Source organism: Bacillus nitratireducens (assembly GCF_001884135.1).
Lineage (GTDB): Bacteria > Bacillota > Bacilli > Bacillales > Bacillaceae_G > Bacillus_A > Bacillus_A nitratireducens.
In genome coordinates this window covers 15,247-28,683 of record NZ_MAOC01000038.1, presented here as the reverse complement: position 1 = coordinate 28,683, position 13,437 = coordinate 15,247, and the positions used below count along the sequence as shown (strand labels likewise).

Sequence of the window (13,437 nt, the reverse complement as noted above, 5' to 3'; positions counted from 1 at the left end):
TTACGGAGTAATATGAACTTCAGATACAGTTTTTTCGGTTCTGGTGCAAACGCTCCAAAACGCTTGTAAGAAATCTCCTAAACTTGGACATACTGATACTGGTACTCTAAAAAAGGATGTGATTGGTATGGAAGAACAAAATCCATTCAAGTGGAAACATTATCAACCGGATATTATTTTATTAACCGTGAGATGGTACCTACGGTACAACCTTAGTTTTCGTGATTTAGTCGAAATGATGGAAGAACGAGGGCTATCCCTTCCTCAAAACAATTTGACCTCTCGTCAAACGAAACTACCCTTTCGCTAGACTAAGCTGATACTTCGCTAAACTGAGCTGATTTTCGTTAAACTGTGGACAAAAATTAAAACCTTATGATAAAACAAAACTATAACTACATTGAATTGAATAAAAAACGAAATTTATGGTATAATAATTCCGTCAAAAAAATAAAAAAATCCTCTCGGTGTTGGTCGCACCAAAAGGATTGAATAAATCTAATCTACATATAATTTAGATACTTAAATCAAAAGTTATTATTTAAAGACAAGTTCTTGGAAGGAACTTGTCTTTTTTATTTTTATCAAATTTATACTCAGACACAACACTCACACCGAAAAACAAGGAGGTGAATTACATGAACGATAGCAAAGAATTTTGTCCTCATTGCAACGCTAATTTGCAAGGTGATCCGATCCCTAAAGAATCACAAAAATCCTATAACGCAACTCATTTCACTAGAAAAATAGGAATCACACACATCGCAATTGATAGAATCATGCAATGGCAATGCCCTGACTGTCTCAAAAAGTGGGAGGTTTAATTCTCCCTTTCTTTTTGTAATAAGGTTTTACTACTTGCTCGATATAGGCTTCTACAATTTCATAACTAGCAATAAGCTGTCTTTCCTTTTTTAACATTCCGTATATCTTCTGTGGCGATTGCTCGCGGTCATAACGTGATCATATCGCTCTTATGATAACTGGCGGTAACGCTTCAGGATTTCGAATATTTTTCAGTTTCCTTGCCCAACTACCACTATTTCTTGTGTGAGCCATTATTTATCACCTCTGACTATTCGCTTTTGGATTCGTTTATTTTATTTCTCATTGTTTTTTGGACTGCTAATCCGATGATGACTGAATCATCTATCTTTAGTTTCCCTTTTGCTTTTAGATTTGCATGATATTCTCTTAATGCATCCCTTAAAGAAACATGGGAACCATCATATCCGTAATTTTCTTGCATGTATCTGAATGTTTTCATGTAATTAACTTTGCGTTTATTATCTTTTGTTTCTTTTGCATTAGCCATTAAATATTTATGTGCAATTTCTAATGTTTTTTCGTCTGTAACCTTAGGCCTACCAACACCTTCTTGTTGGTATTCTTCGAATTTACTCCAACGCTCTTTCAAAGCATCTAACTCATTTTGTAACTCTTCATTTTTCTTTTTTTCTTTTTCGTATAAGGTCCTATTTTTTTTTCGTTGATTATCAAGAATTAATAATATTTTTTCGATTTCATTTGCTAATACATTGTGAAGATAAAAACCATTTTCGATTTGTACTACAGGAAACGAAATATCAATTTCTTCTAACTCTATTTTTTTAGGTTCCACTTTTTTCGATAGATCAAATAAATTTAAACAACGCTTTTCTTTAATTTTTCTATCGTTGTTTTTTTGCATTTCCCAATACCTTCTTTCGTAATTCATAATGAAATTTTAAACTATTGTATCATTGTTTAAAAAAAATTATAAAGATGGTTTAGCTAAAAATAATTCGGTTTGGGAAATTCATTGAAGGAAATACAGGTAAAAAAACAGATGAAGAAAGAATTGTATCCATTACTTGATTTACTACTTGTACATTTATGGGTGTGATGGGATTATCGATAAAAAAACAAGTGTTTTTCCATCTTCCTTCACGAAAATTAACTCTAGTACTTGCGTGCGTTATTCCCTCCTTTTTATTTATAGGTTATATAGATCTGACGTGCTAACAAGTTGTACAGCATGAAGTGGTGATCCTTGTAATGAAGCAAGAGCACGTGCTACAGCATGTACTTTCCATAAATCTGCATTTGTTTTAACATGTTTGAATTGCTTGTTCTTAAAAACTGTTTTTCCGTTCTTGTCTAATCCACCGTTTAATACGAGACGTAAAGTTAAGTCCATAACGATCGTTTCAACTGCCATGTTTATCACCCACTTTCACTTTATAAATAGGGAGTAAATGTCATGTTTTGGCGTGAAATTTTTTCTTTTTTTTGGTACTCTTAATAGAGCAAGAGAGGGGCTTACGGAAGAATGAATCGTAAATGGTTATTTTGGATTCCTGTATTAGTATGGATGGGGATTATTTTCTATTCCTCAGCACAGCCATATAAAAAACAGGATATGCGCTCGGATATTGAGCAATCCGCAAATGTTGAGTTTGTGAAAGAGCATTTTTCAGGGGTATCTATCGATTATGGTGGAGGTACACCTGTTAGTATCGCAAATAAAGGTGTAGGTGGTTTTATCGAGTTTTTCCTTCGTAAAGGTGCTCATTTTACGGTGTTCTTTATACTCGGCTCATTGACGTATTATGCTTTTTATAAATCTGGTTACTCGAGAAAAAGGTGCTTTATATATGCACTTCTTTTCGTTGCGGGATATGCAATATTTGATGAAATTCATCAAGGGTTAACAGGAGGCCGTACACCGATGTGGCAGGATTCATTGCTCGATACGTGCGGCGGGTTAACAGGAATTATAATAAGTAATTGGTTTTGGCATAGAAAAAGGAGCTAATCTCATTTCGAGATCTGCTCCTTTTTTGTTTATCCCGCTATTTGTGGGAGCCTTGCTGCCCGTAAAAAAACAGATTGGTGAGGACTAATAATCAGTGGGGGATGGAACCCCCCACTGATTAAAGTTTCAATTTATACGCCAAGTAATTCTTTTAGTTCGTCTGTTGATAGTTCGGTCATCCAACTGTCGCTTGTAATGACGGCGTTGTTTAATGATTGTTTTCTTTCTAACATTTCATCAATTTTCTCTTCAAGCGTTCCTGTTGTAATGAGTTTATGAACGTGAACGAAGCGTTTTTGACCGATGCGATATGCACGGTCTGTTGCTTGGTTTTCTACAGCTGGATTCCACCAGCGGTCATAGTGAATGACATGGTTGGCAGCAGTTAAGTTCAATCCTGTTCCGCCGGCCTTTAATGATAAGATGAAGATGTCATACGTTCCGTTTTGGAACTGCTCGATCATCTTGTCACGTTCTTTCTTCGGTACACTACCGTTTAAGAAGAGGACACGCTGACCGAAATGTTCTTCTAGCACATGTTTTAGCATGTTCCCCATACCAATGTATTGAGTGAAGATTAGGCAACTTTCATTTTGCTCTTTTATATTTTCGATGAGCTCCATTACCGTTTTTGTTTTCATAGAGCGTTCGATGATATCTTGTGGTTCTTCTTCTTTTAAATAAAGGGCCGGATGGTTACAAATTTGTTTTAGCTTGTTCAGCATAAGTAATATAAATCCGCGTCTTTCAATTCCGCTTAATCCTTCTACATTTTGTAATGTATCTTGAACAAGTTGTTCATATAAGGAAGCCTGTTCACCAGTTAGTGGACAATAAGCTTTCTGTTCTTGTTTATCTGGTAAGTTTAATGCGACTGTTTGATCTTTCTTCGTACGACGCAGTAAAAATGGCGAGATAAATCGTTGTACTTGCTGGATTTTTCCTTCATCACGGTCCTTTTCAATCGGTGTGACGAAGCGGCGCTGGAATTGTCCTAAGCTTCCGAGATACCCATGATTGATAAAGTCGAAAATAGACCAAAGCTCAGCAAGTCGGTTTTCCATTGGTGTACCGGTTAAAGCAATTTTGTGATTTGCTTGTAGGTTCCTTACTGCTTTCGACTGTTTCGTATGTGGGTTTTTTATATTTTGAGCTTCATCTAAAATAACGGCATCCCAGCATAAGGTACTAAGTTCTTCTTCATCAAGCTGAGCTAATGCATAAGAAGTTAATACAACATCTGCTGATTGAAGGAAGTCTTTAAATGACTCATCCTTAGCTCGGTTACCCCCGTAATGTAATTGAACACGTAAATTTGGTGCGAAACGCTCAAATTCTTTTTGCCAATTTCCAAGGACTGATGTTGGTGCAACAATTAATGCAGGTCCTGTTTGGAGATTGTTTTCTTTAGCGTATAGTAAGTAAGTTATCGTTTGAATACTTTTTCCAAGTCCCATATCATCGGCTAATAATGCTCCAAATCCAAGCTTTCGTAAGTATAGCAACCATTCAATGCCGTGTTGTTGATATGGACGGAGTGTTGCTTGTAGCGAAGAGGGTACATCTACTTTTGGAATATCTCCAATGTGCAGAAGTTTTTGGAAAAGCTCTTCATAATATCCATCTAGTTCGATTTCAATATCGGTAAACGGACTATCGTCTTCTACAATTTCTGTTTCCGCGGTGCTAGATAAATGTTGCTGCAACACGTCTTTCATTTCTAGTCCATATTTATCTGCACGGTTCATTAGTTTTTTTACTTCTTCAATAAAAGCAGGATCAAGTCTCATCCATTGACCATTTAAATTGAAAAGGCGTTTGTTCTGCTCAACAAGTTCAAAAAATTCGCTTTCTGATAAATCAATTCCGTCCGTTGAAATGCGCCAGTCGAAATTAACGAGCGTATTCATGCCGAAGAAAGATTGTGTTTGTGCTGTACTTTGCTTCAGCTGTACACGTAACTTCGGTTTTGTTGCTTTTAAATTTTGCCACCATGATGGTAGTAAAATTGTAATACCTGCTGCGAGTAATTCATTACTTGCTTCGGTTAAGAAGTTCCAAGCTTCTGTTTCAAAGAGTTCTTCCCTGAACTTGTCGTCCTCTTTTAGCCACGGTACGAGCTTACTGAATCCTTCTTGTGTTTCATGAATACGTTCTTCGTAATCGTGCCATCTTTTTGGCAAGGAATCGATATTCTCATATACATATATGCGATGCGCACCACGTTTTGGCGTAACGATTGTTTCGAGCTTCCACATTTCAAATTCTTCTTGTGGTTCTTGAAGTCTTAATCCAACTATAAATGGAAGATCATCTTCAATGTAACCAATTTTTCGAAGCCAATCTTCTTCATGTAGTGCTGCTTCCAATTGTCTTTTCGTAAAGTCGTAATGTTCATATAGTCTCTTTGCATCTTCCCAGCCATCATTTGAGCGACTATCTTGCAAAATACTTTCGTTCACCGCTGAAGTGAAAAGTGATGCTAACGTGTCATCTTCAATTGGGGTATTCTGCACTTTCCAAGATGGCTGCTGCGACCAACGCCCCATATCGGGTACGAAGCTTCCACTTACGAAAGCGTCCCATAATTCATTTGCATCCTTTGTAAGTGCTGTAATAGGACCATTCATTTGCATATTTGCAAATGAGTTCATCGGTTTATTTGCGATGTATTCAAATGCTTGCACATTCGTTAGCATAACGCCTTGTTTACCTTCATACGTTGCTTCTTTTAGAAAAGTGCCGTAGAAGGAAGTAGAGTGCCATGTGAATGCATTTTGTTTCCAAATTGCTACGGATAAGGGAGCACCGCTATCATCTTCTCCCCAAAGGAACCAACCTTGACTAACGTGCTGGAGCCTAATTGTTACTTCAGTTTGTATGATCATCGATTAATTTTCCTTTCCGTAATTCCTCTTGTAGTGCGCGCAGACGTGAATGTAAATTAGCAATGTGAATAATGAAGGTATCCCATTCATCAGTTCGTTTCAGTCGTTTATAAAGCATACGTAATTTCTTTAAGTAACGAACGGCACGTCTGTATGATTTGCGATTCCGTTCTTCAATTGCTTCTGTTGCGGCAAGGTGATAAAGAGGAAGTGCTGCTTCAGGCGCTTCTTTTTCAATATCTTTCAATGGTTCTTTCAAAAGTTCGATTGCCTCAAATCCAAATAAGAGGTGAAGTTCTGCCCATGCACGGTATTGTTTCTTCGCTAGTACGTATTGTTCGTAATTTGCGAAACTATACGGCAGGAGTTCTTGTAAAATCATTTCTAATCCAGCTTGTTCATTCGTGTGTGTTGCATACGTTTCATACATCATTACAAATAACCGAACGATATCTTGTATGAAGACGGTATTTTCTTGTTCGAGTATTGTTTTCTTTACTTGTTTATACGTAAAGGAAAGCCAGTTTTTCCCGCGATCCCACTGCATTGCACCTAATAACTCTTCTAACCAATAAAAATAAAGGCTTACGACAGAAGCAGGCTGTTTTTCGAGTAATTCCATTGCCAATAAATCTTCATTATTTAAAAAGAGCAGATGAGAAGAGGCTAATGCTTTGGAAAGTGGATTAATTTTAGTATCGATCCGTGTTTCTTCTTCTTTTAGCTGTGCCTCTGTTCTTAACAATTCACCCCATATGTGACGATAAATGAAGAATCGCTCTTGTGTATAGGCATCGATAGAGAAGAATACTTCATGCGTGAGTCGAGCTGTTTCTTGTAAAATCGGTTCGGATTCCGCCGGAAGCGCTTCTGTTTTTAAGTCCCTAACGATAGATTCAACTTTATCAACGAATAGACGAACGACGTTAACTGGTTGGTGATAAGAATATAGTTTGTTTGCTTCAAATTCTTGAATTTCTTCTAATAATTTTTGAAAGCAATAAAGTGCCGCGTGCAATTTAAATAATTCATGAATAGCAATGACGCGTGGAGCTTTCCGTTCTAATTTTGTATAGAAGTCTGTAAAAAGACTCATAAGAAAATACATTTGTTTATAAGTGAGCCGAGCCTGTTCCTTTTTAAATGATTCAAATTCATTTTCAAAGTATGTGTGCCAGCTTTTATAATCCATTTCTTCAAAAGCTGATGATTGCAATACTTGTCTTGCAGTTCGAATAGGAGGAAGGGAAGGTTTCGTATTATTTTTAAATAAAGTTAATACGTCTCCTACCTGCCCAAAACTTGAAGCTGCAGATAGTAACACAGCAAGCATATGCTCACATTGCGTTGGCGCAAAGCAATCGCAATAGCTTTCAGCGACATTACGAATCGGGATGTGAATGCTATATACACTACCTTCAGCATCTACAGTTCCTGATAGCGTATAGCCATCAAAGTCAACGTTATAGACAACACCACTACGATATAGGTGCCGAGCTGTAGCGACATGCTCCTGATCAGCAACTTGCTGCGGATCAAGCCCTTGAACGAACTCATTCGCAATCATCATAATTTCATCTTTCGTAATTGAGTGTTGTAGCATAATATTCCTCCGTACACAGATTTCTTTCCTTTACCATTATAAACAAAAAATACTCAAAACAGAAAAAATGAAATTCTAATTACACAATTAGAAAATCATGGTAATATATATGAAGTTAATTTTGCATATTACTATATATTTATAGGGAGAGAGTTAGCTTGTCAGATTTACAGACGAAATTAGGTAGTGGAATGAATAAGTTACAAGAGGGAATAGAACAAGGAAAGCAGAAGTTGCAAATTGCACAAGAAATTGCTCAATTGAAAACGGGAATGCAAGTGCAAATGCAGATATCGCAGAGGTTGATGAAGTAAATGATGGATTCCATTATGGTTTATTATTACTTGTGATTCCGTTATTCCTTATGTTTAGCGCAGGTAGAAAGTTAGCAGAATTACCGACTACTAATATGTATATTACACTAGCGGTATGCAGTGGCTCTTACGCAATTATGATGATTGTAATGAACATAATTTCTAAGTTCCGAATTGATGTATCTGGAAATGTAATGAATTTATTCGAGGCAAGTGGCACGGTGCTATCTATGCAAAATTCATTTATATATTTAACTTTGTTTAGTTTCATTGTGACATATGTAGCGGCGTTCGCTGGAATGAAATTAGCTAAGAAATAGGGGGAGAGCATATTGAAGTTTTGTGGAACTTGTAAAAATCAGGTTGCAGACCATTTGAACTTTTGTCCTGAGTGTGGAAGTAAAATAGAAGAAATTGCTGATCAAACAGCTTCTTCTCATTCAGAAATGCGGAGAGAAACAAAGCGAGTGAAAAGTAAGAAAAACATGTTTTTACTTATAGGTTTTGTCATCGTTGTTGCTATTTTGTTTGGCGCATATAAATTCGGTGCAAGCAAGTTTTCGAAGGAAAAGCAAGTAAATGCAATGATCGAAGCATTCCAAAAGAAAGATGTGAATGCAATCGATGAGTTTTTGAAAGTAGACGATCCAAGCTTAAAAGTGAAGACAGAAGATATTAAAGCTTACATACGTTATTTAAAAGATAATCCTTCGTACAATAAAGCATTACTGTCTTATTTACAAAAAGAAACAGTAAATCAAAAGTTAGCAAGTGATAATGCATCTTTTAAAGATGGGCAAATTATAGAAGACGAGAAAGAGTGGTTCTTATATCCGAAGTATAAGTTCAGCATGAAATCTTATTACATGAGTGTTAGCACAACTGCAAAGAATGCTGAAATATATGTAAATGATAAAAAAGAAACAGAGCTTTCTAGTGATAAAACCTCAAAAGAATTGGGTCCATACTTCCCAGGTACTTATGTTGTAAAGGCGAAGGTGAAGACAGAACTTACTGAATTGGAGACAGAAAAAGAAGTAGATCTAGCAGACGAAAAGAATGGGACAGTAGAAGTGAATTTGTCACTTGAAGGAAATTATGTAACCATTTCTTCCGATGAAAGCGACGCAACTGTTTTTGTTAATGGTAAGAAACGTGGAAAATTAAGTTACGGTAGCTATAAACTTGGTCCTGTACCGACAGATGAAACGGTAGAAGTACATTTAGAGAAAAACACTGATTTTGGTGTCATTAAATCTGAAAGGATCAAAGTTGGAGACCAAAGCACATATTATTTAAGGTTCCCGAAAGAAGCTTCAAGCTCAGCGGTTGGTGACTTTGTACAAAATCATATTTATAATAACGTGCGTGCAATTGCATTAAATGATTTTAGCTTAATTGAAAATGATTATGATAAGAGCGGGAAATCGTATAAGGAAGACCGTGATTACTTGCAATATCTACACAAAAAAGGAATTACAGAAGATTTATTAACAATGGAAATTCGTAATGTAGAGCGTCAAAGTGAAACGAAATATAAAGTAACGACATATGAAGAATATCATATTCGTTATGGTGATGGCTCTGTAAAATTCAAAAGCTTTAATAATGACCATATCGTTACTGTTAATGGAAATGGAAAGATATTGTACCAGTCTCTTGGAGCGAATAATACGCTGAAGTCAGAGGAAGTATCTGGTCCGACTCGTTAATATAAGAGAGCGACTGTTCAATTTTGAACAGTCTATTTTTTATGTAGCGCCGCTATTTTCAATCTTTGTCGGTAAATCGATATTTCATGTCGAACCGTTGATATATTGTAAGTTATGATAGATATATTCGAAAAAATCATTGATATAATTTTCTCTACTCGTGTTTACTAAGGAAAAATAAAAAGGATATCACTTAGTCGGAAAATTCTACCAGTTGATACCCTTTTTTGCAATTAGGATCGTGTTTGCTTTAATATCGCTTGTACATATGGATCCTGTAATATTTGTTCTATAAGCGGTAGCATTCCTTGCTCGAATGGAATATCAATAGGAAATGGCTTTTGAGAGCCTGGCTTTATTCCATATTGTACGATTTTGTAATGTGTATTTTCTTCAGACTTGAGCACAATTAATTTATAGCGATTGTCATCATTTGCGAGTGAGAAGTCAATTGCGATAGCATCATAGGTTATATCATCTTTATATATGTACGGTTTTGGTGTACCGACCCAGTCTACCTTAGCTTGTAAATTCATGGACGTCACCTCCTTATATGTATTATATAAAAAATAAAAGCCAGCTCTCAACAAAGAGAACCGGCTGTAATTTAGCAGTCATTGGTTATTTTAAAATTTTCACTTTAACAGTTTTGCGTCCCCATTTTTGAGCAGCGCTATCTGATCCAAGTAGAATGTCGATACGGTTACCTTTAATTGCACCGCCAGTATCTCCAGCGATAGCTTCTCCATAACCTTCAACCCATACTTTAGATCCTAATGGGATTACTTTCGGGTCAACAGCGATCATTTTCATGTTTGGGTTCGCTGTTAGGTCATGACCCATTGCAGTTAATACACGGCCGCCATATGTGCCACCGTTTTCGCTCGGATGAGCTGTATATGCTGTCGCTACAACTGTTAACTCACGACCATTAGAAGGTTCGTGAGTTTCAGCAGCTTTCACAGCAGGCTTAACAGCTGTTTTTACTGGCGCAGGTGCTTGAGCCTTAGCTGGTGCTTGAGCTTTAGCAGGAGCAGGTGTTTCTTGTTTCTCAATAACAGGTGCTGTACCTGTTAAGAAAGGAACATGAACGTAAGCCGTTTTCCCGTTATATTCAAATTGTAACCACTCATTTTGTACTTGGTTCGTTGTTTCGATCATATCGTCTTTCTTAAGCGTTCCAAGAATTTCTGAGTTTGTGTTCGCTTCAGCACGTACATTTAATACGTTAGCTGTTACATAGTAAGAGTTCTTTGTAAACTCTGTACTTACGAATGCGTCTTTACCATCTAATTTGATTTGTGACCATCCGTTTTCTGTATTTAGAACATCTAATTTATGACCATTCTGTAATTTACCGACAACTTTTGATTCAGTAGTAGGGTTTTCTCGTACGTTTAGTACGTCTGTTTTTACAACAGTTTCTGCATTAGCAGATGCGGTGAAAATCCCAAGACCAAAAACTGCTGCTGTTGCTATACCAATTAATTTTTTCATGATAGCCTCCATTGCGTTTGTTTTCGTGTCCTCATTATAGCAACAGATTTTTTCGGATTTGGGGAAAACACACAATTACAAACCATTCGTAATAAGTCGTTAACACTTTGTAATATAGCTAGAATGAGAGGAAAGCGTTTTTCATTCTATATAATTAGTAGGTTTCTAGTTATATTCAAAATATTTAATACAACATATTTTTTCGGCGTAAATAAAAATGTTACAGGGTTGTTGCAAAATGATTACTATACAGTTACATTCCTTGAGTATTTTACCGTTTTATGGGTAATATAGTTATATAAACATAAACATCTCGTTTGTGAAGTTATAAACACGCGCTATATACTAGCAAAAAACCGCATAATTGTTACAAGAAGAAAGGGTTGTAAAGAATAAATCTGCCCTTTTTTAAAAACTGTAACACATCCTTTTTTGGGAAAATCTCTTCCCATCCGCATTTTTCTCACACAATTTGACAGTAGGATTCCAATCTCGTAGCTCTTGCAGAGTGAAAAGGTTGTACGGAAGGTAAGGCTGTCCATAAGAACTCTAATTGGTGAAGGCAAAACTAAGAGAGCCGAAAGAAAATCATCACAAAAAACTATGGTTTTCTATCCGATTTAACATATCGGAATTTATGTTATTTACAAGAAATGAAACATACGAAGGGGGATTTGATGAGGAAACTGACGAAAACATTTATTGTCTCATTAACATTATGTATTGCATTTACACTTTGGGGGATTATTCCCGAATCTATTATTGGAAAAGGTAGCTTAGGAAATGTAACGACTGCAATTCAAGCTGCGTTAGTTAGTAAGTTTGGATGGTTCTATATTATTTCCGTTTCTATTTTCTTAGGAATTGCTATTTTCTTAATTGTTTCTAAGTACGGTTCGATTCGTTTAGGTAAAGATGATGATGAACCTGATTATAGTTATATGACATGGTTTGCTATGTTATTTAGTGCCGGCATGGGAATCGGTTTGGTTTTCTGGGGCGTTGCAGAACCGTTGAATCATTTATACACACCTCCGTTTGGAGAGGGTGCGACTGAAGAGAGTGCACGTCTTGCACTTCGTTTCTCATTTTTCCATTGGGGATTACATCCGTGGGGATTATATGCACTTGTAGCATTATGTATTGCGTATTTTACATTTAGAAAAGGAAGAGCGAGTACAATTAGTGCGACAGTGGGTCCACTATTTAAAGGCGGTGAACATGGCCGTATTGCACATACGTTTGATGTTCTAGCTGTATTTGCGACAGTATTTGGTGTGGCAACATCATTAGGACTTGGGGCGAAGCAAATTGCAGGTGGTGTTAGTTATTTAACATCCATTCCGAACTCATTACCGACACAGCTAGTAATCATAGGAATCGTAACTGTTCTTTATATGTTATCTGCACAAACAGGGCTCGATAAAGGAATTAAATATTTAAGTAATGCGAATATTATTTTAGCGTTTGCACTTATGATAATTGTATTATTTGCAGGTCCAACAAACTTTATTATGAATTACTTTACTTCAACAATTGGTTCATACATTCAAGAATTGCCAAGTATGAGTTTCCGTTTAAGTCCATTAAATGAAGGCGGAAATCAATGGATTCAGTCATGGACAATTTTCTACTGGGCATGGTGGATTGCATGGTCACCATTCGTAGGTACGTTTATTGCTCGTGTGTCACGCGGACGTACAATTCGTGAGTTTGTAGTTGGTGTGTTACTTGTACCAACAGTAATCGGTGCACTCTGGTTCTCAGTTTTCGGAGGAACGGGTATTCATATGGAGCTATTTGATGGTGCGAATATATATGGACAAATTAAAGAGATGGGCACAGAAGTAGGATTGTTTGCTATGTTAGACCAAATGGGTAGTATGGGACCGGCTTTATGTGTGTTAGCTATTCTACTTATTTCAACATTCTTTATTACATCAGCAGACTCTGCTACGTTCGTTCTAGCGATGTTAACGACACATGGTAGTTTAAACCCACCAAATCGCATTAAAATGGTTTGGGGCATTGTTCTAGCGGCATTAGCTTCGATCTTATTGTATGTTGGTGGATTAGAGGCGCTGCAAACTGCGTCGATTATTGCGGCATTCCCATTTGTATTTGTTATTTTCTTTATGATTGCAGCACTATTTAAAGAGTTGCAAAAAGAAGGGCGTATGAAGCAACATAAATAATAGAAGGAAAGGGGCTGATTTTATATTAGCTCCTTTTTAATGCACCTATTAGGAAAAGGGTGATATCAGCAGTTCGAAAAGGAAAATCGATATGTTTCGACAATATTCGATATTATGCAAATTATGTTCATATTTTTGACAAAAATATGTCGGAAATGTGTTGTCACTTTTATGTATATGTGCTATATTATTTCCTGTAAGCGATTTCAAATAGTTTTAAATCGCATTCAAGGGGGACATCTAGAATAATGAAACGTTACGAAAGAAAGTGGAAGCATATTTGTTTGAAACGTGTGGCACATCGCAATGTCCAAGAAAGCACGGAACCTAAGACTGAAACGCGCAAAGAGCAGCAAGAAAAGCAACTGGTTCTACAAAAATAGCAATCACTTTTTCGTATATAAATGAAGGTCGATCGTTCGTTGGGGGAT

General features: G+C 36.5%; 11 protein-coding genes and 4 pseudogenes. 8 read left to right on the top strand and 7 right to left on the bottom strand.

Features of this window, described 5'->3' with window-relative positions; genetic code table 11:
• Window positions 1-127 precede the first annotated feature (127 nt).
• Both BAU23_RS14175 and BAU23_RS14170 read left to right on the top strand, forming a co-directional pair.
• Window positions 128-277 (top strand): annotated as a pseudogene (locus BAU23_RS14175) (IS6 family transposase); the annotation flags it as partial.
• A gap of 361 nt (window positions 278-638) precedes the next feature.
• Window positions 639-824, top strand: coding sequence for a hypothetical protein (locus tag BAU23_RS14170; protein ID WP_001000011.1), 186 nt, complete (start codon window positions 639-641; stop codon window positions 822-824).
• Window positions 825-1,075: 251 nt separating this feature from the next.
• On the opposite strand, the gene BAU23_RS14165 is transcribed toward BAU23_RS14170, so the two are convergent.
• The 3 genes and pseudogenes from BAU23_RS14165 to BAU23_RS14160 all read right to left on the bottom strand — a co-directional run bounded on the left by BAU23_RS14165 (window position 1,076) and on the right by BAU23_RS14160 (window position 2,200).
• On the bottom strand, window positions 1,076-1,690 hold the full coding sequence (locus tag BAU23_RS14165; RefSeq protein ID WP_240524402.1) for a hypothetical protein: 615 nt from the start codon (window positions 1,688-1,690) through the stop codon (window positions 1,076-1,078).
• 79 nt (window positions 1,691-1,769) lie between these two features.
• Window positions 1,770-1,936: pseudogene (locus tag BAU23_RS29800) on the bottom strand (DUF2922 domain-containing protein).
• 39 nt (window positions 1,937-1,975) lie between these two features.
• Window positions 1,976-2,200, bottom strand: coding sequence for a DUF1659 domain-containing protein (locus tag BAU23_RS14160; RefSeq protein ID WP_071734688.1), 225 nt, complete (start codon window positions 2,198-2,200; stop codon window positions 1,976-1,978).
• 111 nt (window positions 2,201-2,311) lie between these two features.
• Between BAU23_RS14160 and BAU23_RS14155 the strand changes: the two genes are divergently transcribed.
• Window positions 2,312-2,797, top strand: coding sequence for a VanZ family protein (locus tag BAU23_RS14155; protein ID WP_001080721.1), 486 nt, complete (start codon window positions 2,312-2,314; stop codon window positions 2,795-2,797).
• Between the two features lie 131 nt (window positions 2,798-2,928).
• Here the strand turns inward: BAU23_RS14155 and BAU23_RS14150 are convergent, their stop codons facing one another.
• Entirely contained in the window at window positions 2,929-5,685 is a 2,757-nt protein-coding gene (locus BAU23_RS14150; RefSeq protein ID WP_071734687.1) for a DEAD/DEAH box helicase, read from the bottom strand.
• Window positions 5,669-7,288 (bottom strand): SWIM zinc finger family protein, encoded by a 1,620-nt coding sequence (locus tag BAU23_RS14145; RefSeq protein ID WP_071734686.1) that lies wholly within the window; start codon window positions 7,286-7,288, stop codon window positions 5,669-5,671. The genes BAU23_RS14150 and BAU23_RS14145 overlap by 17 nt, the downstream gene beginning before the upstream one ends.
• Window positions 7,289-7,446: 158 nt before the next feature.
• On the opposite strand from BAU23_RS14145, the pseudogene BAU23_RS30210 reads away from it, so the two are divergent.
• The 3 genes and pseudogenes from BAU23_RS30210 to BAU23_RS14135 all read left to right on the top strand — a co-directional run.
• Window positions 7,447-7,578: pseudogene (locus BAU23_RS30210) on the top strand (zinc ribbon domain-containing protein); the annotation flags it as partial.
• Window positions 7,579-7,580: 2 nt separating this feature from the next.
• Window positions 7,581-7,922: pseudogene (locus BAU23_RS14140) on the top strand (zinc ribbon domain-containing protein); the annotation flags it as partial.
• 12 nt (window positions 7,923-7,934) lie between these two features.
• Window positions 7,935-9,314, top strand: coding sequence for a zinc ribbon domain-containing protein (locus BAU23_RS14135; RefSeq protein ID WP_071734685.1), 1,380 nt, complete (start codon window positions 7,935-7,937; stop codon window positions 9,312-9,314).
• Window positions 9,315-9,547: 233 nt separating this feature from the next.
• Here BAU23_RS14135 and BAU23_RS14130 read toward each other — a convergent pair whose 3' ends face one another.
• Window positions 9,548-9,850, bottom strand: a complete 303-nt coding sequence (locus BAU23_RS14130) for a DUF3910 family protein (RefSeq protein WP_044738119.1) — start codon at window positions 9,848-9,850, stop codon at window positions 9,548-9,550.
• An 85-nt stretch (window positions 9,851-9,935) separates the two neighbouring features.
• Window positions 9,936-10,811, bottom strand: a complete 876-nt coding sequence (locus BAU23_RS14125) for a cell wall-binding protein EntA (protein ID WP_071734684.1) — start codon at window positions 10,809-10,811, stop codon at window positions 9,936-9,938.
• Window positions 10,812-11,488: 677 nt separating this feature from the next.
• Between BAU23_RS14125 and opuD the strand changes: the two genes are divergently transcribed.
• Together opuD and BAU23_RS30820 are read left to right on the top strand one after the other, a co-directional pair.
• On the top strand, window positions 11,489-13,006 hold the full coding sequence (gene opuD / locus BAU23_RS14120; RefSeq protein ID WP_001230126.1) for a glycine betaine transporter OpuD: 1,518 nt from the start codon (window positions 11,489-11,491) through the stop codon (window positions 13,004-13,006).
• A 248-nt stretch (window positions 13,007-13,254) separates the two neighbouring features.
• Complete coding sequence (locus BAU23_RS30820) at window positions 13,255-13,389, top strand: hypothetical protein (RefSeq protein WP_000833065.1); 135 nt, start codon at window positions 13,255-13,257, stop codon at window positions 13,387-13,389.
• Window positions 13,390-13,437 lie beyond the last annotated feature (48 nt).